Source organism: Metapseudomonas cellulosilytica (genome assembly GCF_049334135.1).
GTDB lineage: Bacteria > Pseudomonadota > Gammaproteobacteria > Pseudomonadales > Pseudomonadaceae > Metapseudomonas.
Map to the genome: position 1 here is coordinate 23,052 of NZ_JBHZGN010000031.1, position 18,438 is coordinate 41,489.

The 18,438-nt window shown below is 60.5% G+C and carries 13 protein-coding genes and 1 pseudogene; 9 read left to right on the forward strand and 5 right to left on the reverse strand.

The genetic code is table 11. The features are described 5' to 3' along the window. Window positions 1-11: 11 nt before the first annotated feature. Window positions 12-1,655, reverse strand: a complete 1,644-nt coding sequence (locus ACFW0H_RS26970; RefSeq protein WP_422916915.1) for an acetolactate synthase large subunit — start codon at window positions 1,653-1,655, stop codon at window positions 12-14. A 269-nt stretch (window positions 1,656-1,924) separates the two neighbouring features. After that, window positions 1,925-2,707 (reverse strand): NAD(P)-binding domain-containing protein, encoded by a 783-nt coding sequence (locus tag ACFW0H_RS26975; protein ID WP_422916916.1) that lies wholly within the window; start codon window positions 2,705-2,707, stop codon window positions 1,925-1,927. 737 nt (window positions 2,708-3,444) lie between these two features. Between ACFW0H_RS26975 and ACFW0H_RS26980 the strand changes: the two genes are divergently transcribed. The 6 genes from ACFW0H_RS26980 (at window position 3,445) to ACFW0H_RS27005 (ending at window position 13,372) form a co-directional block, all read left to right on the forward strand. Beyond that, window positions 3,445-4,761, forward strand: coding sequence for an NAD(P)/FAD-dependent oxidoreductase (locus ACFW0H_RS26980; protein ID WP_422916917.1), 1,317 nt, complete (start codon window positions 3,445-3,447; stop codon window positions 4,759-4,761). A gap of 231 nt (window positions 4,762-4,992) precedes the next feature. Then, complete coding sequence (gene ydiJ / locus ACFW0H_RS26985; RefSeq protein WP_422916918.1) at window positions 4,993-8,055, forward strand: D-2-hydroxyglutarate dehydrogenase YdiJ; 3,063 nt, start codon at window positions 4,993-4,995, stop codon at window positions 8,053-8,055. 184 nt (window positions 8,056-8,239) lie between these two features. Beyond that, window positions 8,240-8,722 carry a formate dehydrogenase subunit gamma gene (locus tag ACFW0H_RS26990; RefSeq protein WP_422916919.1) on the forward strand — a complete coding sequence of 161 codons (483 nt, stop codon included), beginning with the start codon at window positions 8,240-8,242 and terminating at the stop codon, window positions 8,720-8,722. After that, entirely contained in the window at window positions 8,716-10,275 is a 1,560-nt protein-coding gene (locus ACFW0H_RS26995) for a formate dehydrogenase beta subunit (RefSeq protein WP_422916920.1), read from the forward strand. Before ACFW0H_RS26990 ends, ACFW0H_RS26995 begins: the two co-directional genes overlap by 7 nt. Continuing rightward, complete coding sequence (gene fdhF / locus ACFW0H_RS27000; RefSeq protein ID WP_422916921.1) at window positions 10,272-13,148, forward strand: formate dehydrogenase subunit alpha; 2,877 nt, start codon at window positions 10,272-10,274, stop codon at window positions 13,146-13,148. Before ACFW0H_RS26995 ends, fdhF begins: the two co-directional genes overlap by 4 nt. After that, the gene (locus ACFW0H_RS27005) at window positions 13,145-13,372 is read left to right on the forward strand and encodes a formate dehydrogenase subunit delta (protein WP_422916922.1); all 228 of its coding nucleotides are present in this window, start codon (window positions 13,145-13,147) and stop codon (window positions 13,370-13,372) included. The genes fdhF and ACFW0H_RS27005 overlap by 4 nt, the downstream gene beginning before the upstream one ends. Here the strand turns inward: ACFW0H_RS27005 and ACFW0H_RS27010 are convergent. Further along, window positions 13,354-13,507: pseudogene (locus ACFW0H_RS27010) on the reverse strand (IS66 family transposase); the annotation flags it as partial. The gene ACFW0H_RS27005 and the pseudogene ACFW0H_RS27010 overlap by 19 nt on opposite strands. 68 nt (window positions 13,508-13,575) lie before the next feature. Between ACFW0H_RS27010 and ACFW0H_RS27015 the strand changes: the two are divergent. Beyond that, window positions 13,576-13,866: a DUF1330 domain-containing protein gene (locus ACFW0H_RS27015; protein ID WP_422916923.1), complete on the forward strand. Its 291-nt coding sequence runs from the start codon at window positions 13,576-13,578 to the stop codon at window positions 13,864-13,866. 292 nt (window positions 13,867-14,158) lie between these two features. Here the strand turns inward: ACFW0H_RS27015 and ACFW0H_RS27020 are convergent, their stop codons facing one another. Further along, window positions 14,159-15,211 carry a GlxA family transcriptional regulator gene (locus tag ACFW0H_RS27020; RefSeq protein WP_422916924.1) on the reverse strand — a complete coding sequence of 351 codons (1,053 nt, stop codon included), beginning with the start codon at window positions 15,209-15,211 and terminating at the stop codon, window positions 14,159-14,161. A gap of 315 nt (window positions 15,212-15,526) precedes the next feature. On the opposite strand from ACFW0H_RS27020, the gene ACFW0H_RS27025 reads away from it, so the two are divergent. Further along, window positions 15,527-16,468: a LysR substrate-binding domain-containing protein gene (locus ACFW0H_RS27025; RefSeq protein ID WP_422916925.1), complete on the forward strand. Its 942-nt coding sequence runs from the start codon at window positions 15,527-15,529 to the stop codon at window positions 16,466-16,468. A gap of 121 nt (window positions 16,469-16,589) precedes the next feature. On the opposite strand, the gene ACFW0H_RS27030 is transcribed toward ACFW0H_RS27025, so the two are convergent. Then, a complete protein-coding gene (locus ACFW0H_RS27030) occupies window positions 16,590-16,781 on the reverse strand; it encodes a hypothetical protein (RefSeq protein WP_422916926.1) in 192 nt (63 codons plus the stop codon). 264 nt (window positions 16,782-17,045) lie between these two features. Here ACFW0H_RS27030 and ACFW0H_RS27035 point away from each other — a divergent pair, with 264 nt between their 5' ends. Then, the gene (locus tag ACFW0H_RS27035; protein WP_422916927.1) at window positions 17,046-18,437 is read left to right on the forward strand and encodes an NAD(P)/FAD-dependent oxidoreductase; all 1,392 of its coding nucleotides are present in this window, start codon (window positions 17,046-17,048) and stop codon (window positions 18,435-18,437) included. Window position 18,438 lies beyond the last annotated feature (1 nt).

The following is an 18,438-nucleotide window of genomic DNA, read 5'->3' on the forward strand; positions in this document are numbered from 1 at the left end:
GCGCAGACTTGTCAGACTTGCGCGCTACGCGTCCTGAGTTCTGTGTTGAGGATTTGGTCGTTTTCGGAGTAGTCGACCGGACAGTCAATGACATGTACCCCGGGCGTGCTGAGACAGTCCAGCAGCAGCGGCAGGAAACCTTCGGCGCTTTCTACTCGATGGCCGTGGGCACCGTAGGATTGCGCGTACTGGACGAAGTCCGGGTTGCCGTAGTCCAGGCCGAAATCGCTGAAGCCCATGTTCGCCTGCTTCCAGCGGATCATGCCGTAGCCGTCGTCGCGCAGGATGATGACCGTGAGGTTCATCTTCAGGCGTACCGCGGTTTCGAGTTCCTGGCTGTTCATCATGAAGCCGCCATCACCGCACACGGAGATGACTGGACGATCCGGATGTACCAGGTGCGCCGCCATGGCCGATGGCAGGCCGGCGCCCATGGTCGCCAGAGCATTGTCCAGCAGCACGGTGTTGGGCTTATGGGCTTTGTAGTTACGGGCGAACCAGATCTTGTAGATGCCATTGTCCAGGGCAACGATGCCCTCAGACGGCAGTGCGCGACGGATATCGGCAACCAGGCGCTGCGGGTAGACCGGGAAGCGGTTGTCATCGGCGCCTTCGGCGATCTGCGCTTCGTTCGCCTCGCGGATCGCCATCAGGCGGGTGAAGTCCCAATGCGAAGTGTCATTCAACACTTCGCCGATCTGCCACACGGCGTTGGCGATATCGCCAATCACTTCGACCTGCGGGAAGTACACGGCATCGACTTCGGCGGAGCGGAAGTTGATGTGAATGACTTCGGTGCCGCCCCGGACCATGAAGAACGGCGGCTTTTCGATCACATCGTGGCCGATGTTGACGATGAGGTCGGCGGCCTCGATGGCGCGGTGCACGAAGTCGCCGGACGACAGCGCGGCGTTGCCCAGGAAGCGCGGGTGGCGCTCGTCGACCACGCCCTTGCCCATCTGGGTGGTGATGAACGGGATGCCGGTCTTGTCGATCAGTTGGTGGAGGACCTTGGCGGTCATCTTGCGGTTGGCGCCCGCGCCAATCACCAGGATCGGGCTGCGCGCGTTCTGCAGTTTCTCGACGGCCGCTTCGATGGCCTTGTGCTCGGCCAACGGGCGGCGGTGCAGGCTTGGTGGGATCGGCAGGCTGTCCGTCTGCTCGGCAGCGATGTCTTCTGGTAGTTCCAGGTGCACGGCACCCGGCTTCTCTTCTTCGGCCAGGCGGAAGGCTTCGCGCATACGGGCCGGGATGTTGTCGGCCGAGGCGAATTGGTGCGTGTACTTGGTGATGGGGGCCATCATGCCGCACACGTCGATGATCTGGAATCGGCCCTGCTTGGACTTCTTAATCGGCTTCTGGCCGGTGATCATTAGCATCGGCATGCCACCGAGATAAGCGTAGGCGCTGGCGGTCACCAGGTTGGTTGCGCCAGGACCCAGGGTCGACAGACTTACGCCGGTCTTACCGGTCAAGCGGCCGTAGGTGGCAGCCATGAAGCCCGCCGATTGTTCGTGGCGAGTCAGGACCAGCTTGATCTGCGACTTGCGCAGGGACTCCAGCAGGTCAAGGTTTTCCTCACCAGGAATGCCGAACACATACTCGACACCTTCGTTTTCCAGGCATTGCACAACGACATCGGCGGCCTTGGCCATCTTGCTTTCTACCTCGGTTTCTTGGGGGGTGGTTAAGGGCGTAAGTGCCACGGTCTGTAGATGAAAGCTGCGTGTTCAGCGTCAGCGAATGGTCTGGAGGAGGGTCTTCTCACTCTGGAAGCCGAAGTCCACAATGATTTGGCTTTCAGCAAGACCTTCAATCTAGTTTTCGAGCCTTCGGGGTGGACCAATGGGGTTCCAATCAAATTCTTTGCGCGCACGTGATCCCATCGGCCATCAACGACCGATTGGAACATCCTGATAAAGAGCTAGTGGCGCTGGCGGGTCGACTGCGCCTGCAATGCATCCAGCACTAGTTCACAAGCCGCTCCCCAAGAGGCGCCTGCTGGCTGGTGATTGAGAATGTCGAGACCAAAAGCAGTGAAGGTGCCTGGTGTGGCAATGGCTTGCCCCAAGGCCATTAGGCTAACGCTGGGCTGGCTTTGTGCGCTGGCCACACAATCCTGTACGTTGCCTAGGATCAGGTCCCTGGCCTTGTCGAAAGGCAGACCTCTATCTGTGAGCCACTGCTGCAGATCGTGAAGCAGAAAGTAAAACCAGCCATTCATGCATGCTGCGACGGTTGCGAGTTCGAAGGCCTCTTCATCGTCAAGCACCACCAGGGTCCCCAGTGAGCCCAAAATCTTTTCTGAGGCGGCGTCTGGCGGGCAAACCACGACCATTGACTGATTGATCTGGGCCGCATAAGACAGCATTACTCGAATGCTCCGAGTGCCGGGGAACAGCTCAGTCAGCAAAGACAAGCCTACTCCTGCGATAAGCGACATCACGAGCTTACCTGGCGGCACTGTCACCTCTCGAGCCAGAGCGTCCACATCCTGCGGGCGGACCCCCAGCAGCAAAAGGTCTGCACTATCGACAACAGCCTGATTGCTGTCCGATATCTGACAATGGCATTCGGCAGCCAGTCGAGCAGAGCGCTCGTGGTTTCGTGGCGAGAGAAAAATCACACCTTCGAAGCCACTGCGGCGGAGACCGCGGACCACTTTTTCGGTCAACTCACCGACACCCAGAATGCCTAGGCTTTGCATTATTTTTCCCTCGGCGGATCTGCGCCAGTTACGGCCTCGGGCCGATCGTACAGGCTAACAAAAACACACTCAGCTCCGTGGCGCCTCCGGTACGGAAGTAACGCAGAGCGCTGGGCTATGTAGTTCGTCGTACTTTTCAGCTGATGTAATGATTCACTGCCACGCCATTGGTGCGGAGGCAGCCGAGCTGCACGATGCATTCACTGTCTCACGGGCGGATCGCGGTGCCATATAACGGGCGGGACAAGTCATGTGAGGTTCTGGCTTGATCGCGTGAAAATGCGCCTATAGCTTCATACGAAGCTTTTCTGAGGTGGTGAATGACGCGGGCGCAGATCTTAAGGAGAGCAATTGAGATGCCGCGCTTGCGGCCGAGCAAAGTCGTTCGGCTCACGCTCATCACATGTGGGACTTTGCTGCGACTCGATGTCCGCGCGGGGTTTCGAGGCATACATGGCATAAGCTACTGCGGTGGCTTCATGCAGCCGGCTGCCGACAATGGTTGCCACGAGAATTGTTGCGAATAATTCACTGGTGCATCAGTTCGCTTGACCACACTCAATCAGCGACGGAAGGCATGAGCTGCCTGTTTCTTCAGGGGCCTACCTTAGATATTTGCCACCTAGAGCATGGCGCCTCGACAGGGTGGGGAATCCTGCTGGCAATCGTCATTTTCTTTATAGGCGTACAGTGCGCTCCGCCGCAAAATCGACTCACACCTTGGAGAGTTGAGCGTCGTGAAAATACAAGAACTCCCTGCTGACGATAATGGCTGCGGCTGGTTTCACCTCAGCAAGAAACGCCCCGTCCGTCCCGCCCACTCCGGCCATACTCGTGCCCGCTGGGCCGTTGTGGGGGCTGGCCTCACTGGCCTTGCGGCCGCGAGACAGCTCGCCCTGAATTTCCCTGATGACGAAGTTGCGTTGGTCGAAGCTCAGGTGGTGGGCTACGGCGCTTCGGGTAGGAACTCCGGATTCGCCATCGACTTGCCGCATGATATCGGCGCGCCCGATTACATCGGTGATCCGGCAACAGCTCGCATGAACCTGAAGCTCAACCTCGCCGCGCAAGCAATCATCAAACGACTGGTTTCCCAGCACGGGATCGATTGCCAACTGAGTCCGATTGGGAAGTATCAAGCGGCGATTGAGGACAAGGGACTGCGTGTGCTGGAAGCCTACAAGAGCGGCCTGGATAAGCTCGGGCAGGCATATGAAATCATCGAAGGCAACGACTTGCCTGATCATTTCGGTACATCGTTCTATCGCCGTGCCTTGTTCACCCCAGGCACAATCCTGCTGCAACCTGCAGCCCTCGTGAAGGGGTTGGCGGATAGCCTGCCAAGCAATGTTTCGCTGTTCGAAGAAACTCCCATCACCGAAGTCGAGTACGGCAACCCGATTGTCCTGAAGCACGCTAAGGGCAGCATCACTGTCGACAAGCTTGTGCTCGCAAACAACGCCTTCGCTTCAAATTTCGGCTTCCTCAAGGGGCGTCTGCTGCCTGTCTTCACTTATGCCAGCATGACCCGTCAGTTGACCGAAGAAGAGCAGTTCCGTCTGGGCGGCAAGCGTGCCTGGGGCATTATCCCTGCGGATCCTTTCGGAAGCACCCTGCGACGTACGCCCGATCAGCGCTTGTTGGTGCGCAATAGCTTCAGCTTTAACCCCAACGGCAAGACCACCAATAAGCTCCTGCGCAGAGTCGCCGCGACTCACCGCCAGTCCTTTGAGCGACGTTTCCCCATGCTTGCCAGCGTAGGGTTCGAATACACCTGGGGCGGGGCGATGTGCTTGTCGCGCAACCATACTTCGCACTTTGGGGAGCTGGCAAAGAACGTCTACGGCGCACTTTGCTGCAATGGGCTCGGTATTACCCGTGGAACCATCACAGGATCCCTGCTTGCTGACTGGCTGGCCGGCGACAGAAATGAACTCATCGATTTCCTTCTCTCTTCGAGAGGCCCCAACCAGAACCCGCCGGAACCGTTCCTTTCAGTTGGTGTAAACGCCAATTTGAGATGGGGACAGTATCGGGCAGGTCTGGAAAGCTAACGCAACCCCAAAAACATCAGGTGGTGCTGGAGTTAGAGGGCGGACGACCTGGCCCCAGGTTCTGCTGTCGTCGGTTTCTTGTCGCCCATTCAGTGCCGAAAACGCCTCGCATACTGGGCCGTATCCGCGTTCAACGGGAGGGCTTCGGGGCCCTCCAACTTCGCAGCATTTGCACTATCAGGAAGGGGGCTTTGCAACGAACCTTCCTTGGTAATTCGTAGGACACACAGCATGATTTCCCGCCTCTCTGCCCGACATCAGCTTGCCAAGGAATACTGCACATTCCTGGATCAGTTGCGTACTGCTGGCTTTCGGGGGGAGATAACCCCTGACTATGCAACGCGCACGGTTCTCTCCACCGACAACTCCATCTACCAGCGCCTGCCGCAAGCCGCGGTGTTTCCACTGGACACGGTCGATGTCGAGTGTCTGGCGGAGCTAGTTGCGCAACCTGAGTACCGCGGAATCGTCCTTACACCACGAGGAGGCGGAACCGGTACCAACGGACAATCGCTAACCGAAGGCATTATCGTCGACCTGTCTAGGCATCTGACGAAGATCCTTGAGATCAACGTGGAGGAGCGTTGGGCCCGGGTGCAAGGCGGTGTGGTAAAGGATCAACTCAATGCCGCGCTGCGTCCTCATGGGCTGTTTTTTGCGCCGGAACTTTCCACGTCCAACCGCGCCACTATCGGCGGCATGATTAATACGGATGCAAGCGGGCAGGGTAGTTGCACCTATGGTAAGACCAGGGATCATGTGCTCGAGCTGCAGACCGTGCTGTTGGGGGGAGAGGTGCTGCGCAGCCAGGTAATGGAGGAGCGCGAGTTGGAGTCGATTATGCTCCGCTCGGATCGGCGTGCTGCAGTTCATCGCTGCGCACGCGATATCGCCGACTCCCAGGCAGATCTGATCAAGGCTCGCTTTCCGAAACTGAACCGCTGCCTCACCGGCTATGACCTGGCCCATCTGCGTGAGACCGATGGGCGTTTTAACCTCAATAGTGTGTTGTGCGGTTCGGAGGGCACGTTAGGCTTCATCGTGGAGGCGAAGCTGAATCTGCTGCCCATTCCCAAGCATACGGTGCTGGTGAACGTACGCTACGCCAGCTTCATGGCCGCACTCCGGGATGCCAAAGCTTTGATGGAGCTGAAACCCCTTTCTATTGAAACGGTGGATTCAAAGGTGCTCCTGCTGGCCATGAAAGACATCGTCTGGCATGGCGTATCGGAATACTTCCCCGAGAACCCGGATACCCCGACCCTGGGCATTAACCTCATTGAGTTTTGCGGAGACGATTGGGCGGAGCTTGAACAGCGCGTGCACGACTTCGTCGAGCACTTGAAGTCCGATCCTGATGCTCAACGTTTGGGGCATACCCTTGCCATCGGCGAAGAGGCAGTAAAGCGTGTCTACGTCATGCGCAAACGCGCGGTCGGACTGTTGGGAAATGTCGAGGGGCAGGCAAGGCCGCAGCCATTTGTTGAAGACACAGCAGTGCCTCCGGAGAATCTGGCAGACTTCATCTCAGAGTTCCGTTCCCTGCTAGACGGGCTGAATCTGCAGTATGGGATGTTCGGCCATGTAGACGCAGGGGTGCTGCACGTCAGGCCCCTGTTGGATATGAAGGATCCGTTACAGGCTTCGTTGATCCGACCGGTATCCGATGCTGTCGCGGACCTGACCCTCAAGTACGGCGGTCTGCTCTGGGGAGAGCATGGGAAGGGACTCCGCTCAGAGTACGCGCCGACATACTTCGGGGAGCTTTACCCAGCGCTTCAATCCCTTAAAGCAGTGTTCGACCCTCACAACCAACTGAACCCAGGGAAGATCGCAACCCCTGCAAGCGTTCCCGCTGCGCGGCTGACCGGTGTGGACGAGGTAGTGCTGCGCGGTGAGCTGGACAGGAAAATCGACGAGCGCATCTGGCAAAGCTACGACACGGCGGTTCAGTGCAACGGCAATGGTGCGTGCTACAACTTCGATCCCAATGACGCCATGTGCCCGTCTTGGAAGGCAACACGCGATCGCACCCAGTCGCCAAAAGGCCGTGCATCACTGGTTCGCGAATGGCTGAGGCTCCAGGGGGAAGAGGGCGTGGATGTGCTCGCGGAGAGCACCAAAATACGTGAGCGTTTCAATCTTCTTGGGCCGCTGCGTCGACTCAGGAATACCCTGGGCAAGCAATGGGGCGAGGATGATTTTTCCCATGAGGTCTATGACGCCATGGCCGGGTGCCTTGCCTGCAAGTCTTGCGCGGGCCAATGCCCGGTCAAGGTCAACGTCCCTGAGTTTCGCTCGCGCTTCCTCGAGCTGTACCACGGACGCTACCTTCGCCCATTGAAGGATTACCTGATCGGCTCACTGGAGTTCAGCATTCCCTTTCTGGCCCGATTCCCCAGGCTGTACAACAGTTTGATCGAGTTCGCGCCAGTACGTTTCTGCCTGGAACGATATGCCGGAATGGTCGACAGTCCGACTCTCAGCTACGTGAATTTCCGCGCAGCTTGCAAGCAGTGGGGCGTCAAACTCGCTAGCCCCGACGCACTTGCCAAACTGACGGTTGAGGAACGCAAGCGGAGCGTGGTCTTCGTCCAGGACGCGTTTACACGCTACTTCGAAACGGGCGTGGCGATTGACTGGATCGAGCTAGTTACGCGGCTAGGCTTCCAGGTTTATCTGGCGCCGTTCGCGCCCAATGGTAAGCCGCTGCATGTTCAAGGTTTCCTCGGCGCTTTCGAAAAGGCAGCACGGAGAAATGGAAGAATGCTGGCGGCGCTGACCAAATCCGATGTGCCGCTGGTGGGCCTGGATCCTGCCATGACACTGGTCTATCGGCAGGAATATGCAAAGGTCATGGGGGCCGACGCTGCGCCGAATGTTGCATTGATCCAGGAATGGCTGCTCAGTGTGCTACCTCAGGCGCCAAAACCTGAAGGCGTGGCAGTGCAATCCTATCAATTGCTTGTGCACTGCACAGAGAAGACCAATGCACCTGCCAGCGTGGGGCAGTGGCAACAGGTCTTCGAGCGTCTAGGGCTCAAGCTTTCCGTTCTTGCCAGCGGCTGCTGCGGCATGTCCGGAACCTACGGCCATGAGACTCGCAACCTACAGACCTCCAAAGCGATCTATGCACAGTCGTGGGGACCCTTGGTCGACGCCGACAACGGCAGTGGTCGGCTATTGGCCGACGGCTACTCCTGCCGCAGCCAGGTGAAGCGAATGGAGGGTCGTCCCTTGCCCCATCCCTTGCAAGCACTACTTGGGCACCTGCGAGAAGTGCAAGCGGCATAAGGACTCGGATCACGATGACGGCCAATGCGCCGTTATCGTGGTTCAACACACGAGGATGGCGAATACGCCTTGCGCTGTTGGTCATTCCGGTGACCTGCTTGAGCGGCAGCCATTTGTTCGCCGGGCACTGGTACTGGTCGTTTTCTGCGTCGTAAGTAAAGGTCGTGACCGTGAGGAACGCTGTATGCCTGATGAGACGCTTCACCTGCCTCTGATTCACAGCGTGCTGGAGCGCGAGAAGGACACCCCCGGTGCCCTGCTGCCGATCCTCCACGCCATCCAGGAGGGCGCTGGGTACATACCCGACGTCGCCATCCCCGAGATCGCCCACGCCCTCAACCTCAGCCTGGCCGAGGTGCGCGGGGTGATCAGCTTCTACCACGACTTCCGCACCACGCCACCGGCGCGCCATACCCTGCGCCTGTGCCGCGCCGAGTCCTGCCAGAGCATGGGCGCAGAGGGCCTGGCCGCGCAGCTGCGCGAGCAGCTGGAACTGGACGACCACGGCACCAGTGCCGACGGGCGCATCAGCCTGCGGCCGGTCTACTGCCTGGGCGCCTGCGCCTGTTCGCCGGCCCTTGAACTGGATGGTCGCGTGCACGCCCGGCTTACCCCCGAGCGCCTGCGCTCCCTGGTGAACGGTTGCCTGGAGGACGGCTCATGCTGAGGCTGTGCATCCCCTGTGATTCCGTCGCCCGCGCTGTCGGGGCCGACGAAGTGGCGGCTGCGTTCGCCCATGAGGCCGACAAGCGCAACCTGCCGCTGGAAATCCAACGAACCAGCTCCCGAGGCCTGTATTGGCTGGAGCCGCTGCTGGAACTGGACAGCGCCAATGGGCGCCAGGGCTTCGGCCCGGTTGCACCGCAAGACGTGCCGTCGCTACTTGACGCGTTGCAAGGCGATGCCAGTGCCCATCCGCTGGCCCTGGGGCCGGTGGAGGAAATCCCCTACCTGAAGAGCCAGCAACGCTTGCTCTTCGCCCGTGCCGGCATCACCCGGCCGCTGTCGCTGGACGATTACCGCGCCCACGGCGGCTTCGAGGGACTGACCCGCGCGATCGGCCAGAAGGGCGAAGACATCGTCGCCGCCGTGCTGGATTCCGGCCTGCGTGGCCGGGGCGGCGCGGCCTTCCCGGCCGGCATCAAGTGGCGAACCGTGCGCGACGCCAAGGCCGAGCAGAAGTACGTGGTCTGCAACGCCGACGAGGGCGACTCTGGCACCTTCGCCGACCGTATGCTGATGGAAGGCGATCCCTTCCTGCTGATCGAAGGCATGGCCATCGCCGGCCTCGCTGTCGGCGCCACCAAGGGCTACATCTACGTCCGCTCCGAATACCCACAGGCTGTGGACAACTTGAACGCCGCGCTGGCCGTCGCCCGTGAGGCCGGCTTCCTCGGCGCCAACGTCGGCGGTAGCGGCCTGGCATTCGACCTAGAAGTGCGCGTCGGTGCTGGTGCCTACATTTGCGGTGAAGAAACCGCCCTGCTGGATTCGCTCGAGGGCAAGCGCGGCACTGTGCGTGCCAAGCCGCCGCTGCCAGCGCTGCAAGGCCTGTTCGGCCAGCCGACCCTGGTGCACAACGTGCTGACCCTGGCGTCAGTGCCGGCGATCCTGGCCCGTGGCGCGCAGTTCTATCGCGATTTCGGCATGGGCCGCTCGCTGGGCACCATGCCCTTCCAGCTCGCCGGCAACATTCGCCACGGCGGACTGGTGGAGCGCGCCTTCGGCCTGACCCTGCGCGAGCTGGTGGAAGGCTACGGAGGAGGCACCGCCAGTGGCCGTCCGCTCAAGGCCGCGCAGGTGGGCGGCCCGCTGGGCGCCTGGGTGCCGCCGTCGCAATTCGATACGCCGCTGGACTACGAGGCCTTCGCCGCCATGGGCGCGATGCTCGGCCACGGTGGCGTGGTGGTCGCTGATGACTCCCTCGACATGGCCCACATGGCCCGCTTCGCCCTGCAATTCTGCGCCGAGGAATCCTGCGGCAAGTGCACGCCGTGCCGCATCGGCTCCACCCGTGGGGTGGAAGTCGTGGACCGCCTTCTGGCGGCGACCGACGCCAAGGCGCGGGGCGAGCAGGTGATCCTGCTCAAGGACCTCTGCGACACCCTGACCTACGGCTCGCTCTGCGCCCTGGGCGGCATGACCGCCTACCCGGTGACCAGCGCTCTCAAGCATTTCCCCGCCGACTTCGGTCTGGAGACCTCGGAGGCCGACCAATGATCAACATCTTCGACCCCGCCAGTGACATCGACCTCGGCACCCCCGCCCGCGAAAGCGAGGTGCAGGTCAGCCTGACCATCGACGGTCGCGAGATCAGCGTGCCGGCTGGCACGTCCGTCATGCGCGCCGCCGCGCTGCTCGGCACCACCATTCCCAAACTGTGCGCCACCGACAGCCTGGAAGCCTTCGGCTCCTGCCGCATGTGCCTGGTGGAGATCGATGGCATGCGCGGCTACCCAGCCTCCTGCACGACGCCAGTGAGCGAGGGGATGGTGGTCCACACCCAGACGCCCAAGCTCGCCACGTTGCGCCGCAACGTCATGGAGCTGTACATCTCCGACCACCCGCTGGACTGCCTGACCTGCTCGGCCAACGGCAACTGCGAGCTGCAGACCGTGGCCGGCCAGGTGGGCCTGCGCGAGGTGCGCTACGGCTATGAAGGCGCCAACCACCTGGACGAACAGAAAGACGTCTCCAACCCCTATTTCGACTACGACCCGAGCAAGTGCATCGTCTGCAACCGCTGCGTGCGCGCCTGCGAGGAAACCCAGGGCACCTTCGCCCTGACCATCAGCGGCCGTGGCTTCGAGTCGCGGGTGAGCGCGGCGGGCGGCGAGAACTTCCTCGAATCCGAATGCGTCTCCTGCGGGGCCTGCGTACAGGCCTGCCCGACCGCCACCCTGATGGAAAAGAGCGTGGTCGAGCTGGGCCAGCCGGAGCGCAGCGTCATCACCACCTGTGCCTATTGCGGCGTGGGTTGCTCCTTCCGTGCCGAGATGAAGGGCGACCAGTTGGTGCGCATGGTCCCGGACAAGAACGGTCAGGCCAACCACGGCCATTCCTGCGTGAAAGGCCGTTTCGCCTTCGGCTACGCCACCCACCCGGATCGCATCACCAAGCCGATGATCCGCAAGCACATCGAGGCCCCCTGGCAGGAAGTCAGCTGGGACGAGGCGGTGACCTACGCGGCCAGCGAATTCCGTCGCATCCAGCTCAAGTACGGGCGCGACTCCATCGGCGGCATCACCTCCAGCCGTTGTACCAACGAAGAAACCTACCTGGTGCAGAAGCTGGTACGTGCCGGCTTCGGCAACAACAACGTCGACACCTGCGCGCGGGTCTGCCATTCGCCCACCGGCTACGGTCTCAAGCAGACCCTGGGCGAGTCGGCTGGCACCCAGAGCTTCGACTCGGTGATGCAGGCCGACGTGGTGCTGGTGATCGGCGCCAACCCCACCGACGCCCACCCGGTGTTCGGCTCCCAGCTCAAGCGCCGTCTGCGCGAGGGTGCGCGGCTGATCGTCATCGACCCGCGCCGTATCGACCTGGTGGATTCGCCCCACGCCCGCGCCGAGCTGCACCTGGCGCTGCGTCCGGGCACCAACGTGGCCATGCTCAACGCCCTGGCCCACGTGATCGTCAGCGAGGGCCTGGTCAACCAGAGCTTCGTCGACGCCCGTTGCGAGGCGGCGGACTTCGCCCGCTGGCGCGACTTCGTCAGCCTGCCGGAAAACTCGCCCGAGGCCATGGGGCCGATCTGCGGCGTACCCGCCGAACAGATCCACGCCGCTGCGCGCCTCTATGCCACCGGCGGCAACGCGGCCATCTACTACGGCCTCGGTGTGACCGAACACAGCCAGGGCAGTACCGCGGTGATGGGCATCGCCAACCTCGCCATGGCCACCGGCAACATCGGCCGCGAAGGCGTCGGCGTGAACCCGCTGCGCGGGCAGAACAACGTCCAGGGCTCCTGCGACATGGGCTCCTTCCCCCATGAGCTGCCCGGCTACCGCCATGTCTCCAACGACGCGGTGCGCCACCAGTTCGAACAGGCCTGGGGCGTGACCCTGCAGCCCGACCCGGGCCTGCGCATTCCCAACATGTTCGAAGCGGCGCTGGCCGGCAGCTTCAAGGCGCTCTACTGCCAGGGCGAGGACATCGCCCAGAGCGACCCCAACACCCAGCACGTCACCGCAGCCCTGGCGGCCATGGAGTGCGTGGTGGTGCAGGACATCTTCCTCAACGAGACCGCCAAGTTCGCCCACGTCTTCCTGCCGGGCAGCTCCTTCCTGGAGAAGGACGGTACCTTCACCAATGCCGAGCGGCGCATCTCCCGCGTGCGCAAGGTGATGGACCCGCTGGGCGGCAAGGCCGACTGGGAAGCCACCGTGGCCCTGGCCAACGCCCTGGGCTATCGCATGGACTACAAGCATCCGTCCGAGATCATGGACGAGATCGCGCGCCTGACCCCGACCTTCACCCGCGTCAGCTATGCCGAGCTGGACCGTCACGGCAGCCTGCAATGGCCCTGCAACGACGCCGCGCCGGACGGCACCCCGACCATGCACATCGAAGAGTTCGTGCGCGGCAAGGGGCGTTTCATGCTCACCGGCTACGTGCCCACCGACGAGAAGGTCAACAGCCGCTATCCGCTGCTGCTGACCACCGGGCGCATCCTCAGCCAGTACAACGTCGGCGCCCAGACCCGGCGCACCGACAACGTCGCCTGGCACGAGGAGGACCGCCTGGAGATCCACCCGACCGACGCCGAGAGCCGTGGCATCGCCGAAGGCGACTGGGTGGGCGTGGGCAGCCGCGCCGGACAGACGGTGCTGCGCGCCAAGGTCAGCGAGCGGGTGGCGCCCGGGGTGGTCTACACCACCTTCCACTTCCCTGAGTCGGGGGCCAACGTGATCACCACCGACAATTCCGACTGGGCCACCAACTGCCCGGAATACAAGGTGACGGCGGTGGAGGTTGCGCGGGTCTACCAGCCCTCCGAATGGCAGAAACGCTACCAGGAGTTCAGTGACGAACAGCGGCGCCTGCTCAAGGAACGCCGCAGGACCGAGAGAGCCGAGGTACGCCGATGAGCACCGACAACCTGATCAAGATGGCCAACCAGATCGCCCAGTTCTTCGCCTCCGAACCGGACCGGGAGCAGGCTATACGCGGCGTCAGCCAGCACCTGCAGAGCTACTGGACCCCGGCCATGCGCATCGAGCTGATGGCCTTTCAGGTGGAACACCGCGGCGCGGCCTTGCACCCCTTGGTGCAGGAGGCGCTGGTTGAGCAGGGGATCTGTTCGAGGCGGTAGAGCGGAAGGATCGAGGAACTTGCTGAACAGTACCCACGTTATCAGACCGGGAGCGACCAGGCCGCTGTCGATCACCGCTAGCGGCACCCGCACGGCGGTGATGCTTGCGCACCGGCGGCAGCCGTAGCTGTCTCGCGGAACAGATCCCACTGCGCCGGCAGAAGGGCTTCGGTTTTTACGTTTGTTTAATATTGGAGGAAATTATGAAGGGTTACTGGATCATTCTAGGTGCTGATGTCACTGACCCGCAGGCCCAGCAAGAATACGCTCGGTTGTGGGCTCCGATTGGCGAAAGATATGGCGCCGTCCTGAAAGTGCTGGACGCCGAGGCTTTAAAAGAGGCCCGCGATAGTAGAAGGGTACTCGCCGTGGAGTTTGCGTCTTATGCGCAAGCCAAGGCTTGCTACGAAGATCCAGCCTATACGGAGGCCAAGGCATTCGCGCTGCGCGCGGCAAACCGTCAACTGATCATCATAGAAGGGGTGCTTGCATAGCGCTGCAGCTGCTCTTATGCAGCTTTCCGTAGGCGGTTCCTGCTTCGTCGCCTTGCGATAGCTCAGCATCCGGTCATGCAGCATTTGATGATCGGAGTTGCCTTCTCTTACGTATTAACGTTGGAGCCTGGCCATCTCGGTGTTAATCGCTTTCGCTTGAAAACTCGCGGGCACGACAGCCCACGATGCTGGAACTCGGATGGACTCCCACGCCCATCGAGGCAGTGCAGAAAGTCAGCCACGACGAGCATCCTTGCTCGTCTTACGCATGCTGTCAGGAGGAGGGCGGACCTTAATGTCCGGTGTTGAGGAGCTTCTCGACGTCATGGCGACGCTTACGGAACGAGCTGGGGGTCTCGCCGAACTGTTTGCGGAACCAAAGGATGAAATGCGATGCATCCGAGAAACCAGTAGCGTACGCAATTTGGGTGACGTGCTGGCTGGTGTTCATCAACAATTTCTTCGCATGATCCAGGCGAAGCTTGCGCCAATACTGCGCAGGCGACTCATTGGTATTGGACATGAATGCGCGATGCAGCTGGCGTTCGTTGGTGCCAATGCTTTCTGCAACCTCCCGCAAAGAGCTGGGTGCATCCATGTGTGTGCACATATAGGCGATCGCGCGTTCGACCATATCATTCTTGTAGATGTGCAGCTCAGTCACGCGGGATTTTTCGTTAGGCGCCTGACGTTGGATTTCTTCATCGTCTACGAGCAAGTACTCGAGGCCTTTTTGCGCGCGAATCGCTCCGCAGTGACGACTGATCAGGTTCGCTGCGAGATCGATTGCTGTACCACCAGGGCAGGTAATGATGCCATCGTCGTCGACGTAACTCTTGTCCACCAGCACCTCAGCGCTCGGGTAGCGCTGCTTGAACTCGTCGCGGATGGTGAAGTGCACCGCACAGCGGCGTCCATCGAGCAAGCCGGCCTTTCCGAGGACAAAAGAGCCGGAGCAAAGCGCAATGATCGGAGTCTTCGCGGCATGAAGCTCGCGAAGGAGGTCGAGCAACCACTCCGGTGGATCGCGAGTCTCGTCAAGCAGTCCTCCGGCCAGCACTACATAGTCGTATTGCCCGATGACGCCCAAAGGCTTGGTCGGGGATACCGGCATTCCACAACTGGCCGTGACCGGTTGATCATTACAGGTCATCCAGTCCCATTTGCAGAAAATCTGCTGGCTGCGGAATGACTTATCGGCGGCGAAGCGGAGGGAGTCCACCAAACCGGCGACCGGGACAAGGGTGAAATGATTCATCAGGATGAACCCGACGCGAAGATCGGGTTTCACAGGGATTTCCAATCCCTCATCGGCCGGTGTTTCGTATGCGCTTGAAGTCTTCATTATTGTTGTCCTCGCGTCCTCGTGTTTCGGTGGGCGACGATGAGGGCTGGACCCGAACCGGCGCTACAGTGCGCATGTGAACGCCACATGACAGACTTTCCACATGCCCAGATTAGGCCGACTCCTCTGTCTTAAATATAACACCGGACACAGCCTTTATAAGGTTTAGGACAGGTAGTGCCCGGATTTCGGACAGCTGGCGTTTCCCAAGGAAAAATCGCGGATTTCTCCAGGCGATTGCACTGGAATTCCCTCATATGATCGGGCAAAAAGGCGTGCCGCGGCTGGGTAGCGGACTGCAAGCAGATGGTGGAAATGACCGTGACAAGCACAAGCAACAAGGGTTACCGCAGGCTGATCCCATCCCTGACAGCGCTGGTGGAGTTCGAGGCCGTTGCCAGGCTGAGCAGCTTCACGCTTGCAGCGAAGGAATTGGGAGTGACCCAGGCCGCTGTCAGCAAACAGGTGAGACTTCTGGAGGATACATTGGGCGTGAAGCTGTTCCACAGGCTCCACCGCTCAATAAAGCTCACTGTCGAAGGCGAGTCCCTCTTTTCGGTCGTAGCGGAATCCATGCAAAAGATAGCAGGGGTCTTCGAAAAGCTCTCCAGCGGAACGTCCGAACAGGAACTGGTACTTACGACGACAGCCGCGGTCTCCCAACTCCGAATATTGCCTAGATTGGCTGGGCTCAAGATGGTCCAGCCAGATCTAAAGTTACGCCTTACCACTCAGATGTTCACCGCAGATCTGCGTCACCATGATATTGACCTTGCCGTGCGTTATGGAGACGGAACCTGGAATGATGGAACTTCAATTTTCTTGTTCGACGAGGAAATATTCCCTGTCTGTTCGCCATCTTGGCTGGCTAACAATGAAATGCCGCAAGCCCTTGAGGAGCTCTCCTATAGCGAGCTCATTGACTATGACGCAACATCTGAAGGTTGGATGACCTGGGACTCATGGTTCAAGGAGCTTGGATTCAAACCGACCCGCTTGAAGTACGCGCTACGTTGCAGTCTCTATACCGATGCCCTGCAGGCGGCTCGACACGGACAGGGCGTGGCGCTCGGCTGGCGGCGTCTGATTGAGCCTCAACTGGAATCCGGCGAGCTTGTTCGCTTGACCAATTTTTCCCTAAAAGCCAAGGACTCATATTACGTTGTGCTACCCAGCGGCCGACTACTCACCCCAACAATCAGCAACTTGATCGACTGGCTACGGGGCGGCTCAGCCACCCCAGGGGGCAAAGTTTGAGAGTTGCAACCTCTTCGTACCGATGGCAGAGGCGGTCAGCTGCTTCCGGGTCTGCTAGCGAATGGAGCGGGAGGACTTTACCCGCGGTCCTCCCAGCTACATGGAGGTGGTGAAGCGGATGCTATTGGGTGCGGGCCATGGCCAGGAAAGCTTCGGCATTGGTGCTGTCGACGTACGGCACAACGGCTGCATTCGGCAGCGAGAAGTCGATAACGGCAAGCGTCTGTTCCGTTGCAGCCGCCCGATCTCCGATCTGGTGATCGATCCCTAGCTCCAGTCCGACACAGCCGTTTGCAAACGGTTGGCGTCTCATGACGCTTCAAGCTCACCGTCGCCCAAACCCGGCCCAAGCCTTTCTCGCCCCATCCCGTGCTCGCATCGAGCATCGAAATTTCTTACCTGACATGCCGTTAGCCTCTCCTGTCCAGGTTGGAGAGAGGAGTGCACTTGTCTTGGGGCGCGAGTTAGTACGTCCGGCATAAGGCTTCTAGCAATTGTCCTTAACCTGATAGTGACCACCAGGCCAACTGGGCACCATTGTCACGAACCATTCACTTTCACTTTGGGTGAACAAGACATGTACCGTGGCTTCTGGTATGCACAAGCTCTCGACCTCGACTCTCATCTCGCGCCTTCGCTCGAGGGCAACGAACACGCAGACGTATGCATCGTCGGTGGTGGGTACCTCGGGCTGTGGTCGGCTATCCGACTCAAACAAGCCCATCCCGAATGGCGAATTGTAATCGTCGAGCGTGATCGGTGCGGTTCCGGCGCCAGTGGACGCAATGGTGGGATTGCCACCAACTGGTGGGCCAAGTACCTGTCCGTGATGAGCATCTGCGGAGAGAAAGAAGCGCGCAGAATCTGTGAGGCAGCTGAGTCGGCGATCGACGAGATCGGCAGCTTTTGCCGCGAACATCAGATCGATGCGCAGTACCGCAAGGATGGCTGGTTGTGGACCGCGAGCAACCAGCGCCAGGTGGACTCCTGGAAAGTCCTCACTGACAACCTGGAACGTCACGGTGTGAATCCCTTCCAGCAGCTCACTCGCGAGCAGGTGCGCCAACGTACCGGCTCCCCACGGATGATGGGCGGCATCTTCGACCCTAACGCAGCTACCGTTCAACCGGCCATGCTGGCACGCGGCCTGCGCCGGGTTGCCCTCAAACTGGGTGTCGTGATCTATGAAAAATCGCCGCTGACCCATTTGGAGCGCTCTGAACGTCCGATCGTGCATACGGCCCGTGGCCAAATTCAGGCCAAGAAGGTCGTCGTGGCCATGAACGCCTGGGGTGCGCAGTTCCCCGAATTGCGCCGCATGATCGCGATCATGTCCAGTGACATGGTGGCGACTGCTCCCGTCAAGAACCGCTTGGACCAGATTGGCTTCAGCGGTGGCGAATGCATCACCGATTCACGCACCGTGCTGAACTATTACCGCAATACGCCGGATGGTCGGATTGTTTTTGGCAAGCCTCTGGGTCAATTCGGTTTCGCCGGCCAAATCGGCGATCTGTACGAGCGGCCGTCTCCCGCTGCCGAAAAGGTCGCCGCTGAAATGTACCGGTTCTATCCCCAGTTGGCTGACGTGCCGGTGGTTAGCAACTGGACCGGCCCGATCGACCGCGCAATGAAAGGTCTTCCGAACTTTGGTCAATTGGGTGGCCACCCGAACATCGTCTTTGGCATCGGCTTCTCCGGGAATGGTGTCGCCACCACCGTGTTTGCCAGCCGCATCATCAAGTCGCTGGTAGAAGAAGCCAACGATGAGTGGGCCAACTGTGGTCTCGTGAATCAGAAGATGAAACTGTTCCCGCCGGAGCCGTTCCGCTTCATCGGCGCTCACCTTGTTCGCGATGCCCTGGTTCGCAAAGAGTCTCTGGAGGATGCAGATCAGGATGCCAGCTTCGTCACTAGTCAGCTTGCCGCACTGGCGCCGGCTGGCTACGTCCCCGCGCAGAAGAAGTAGG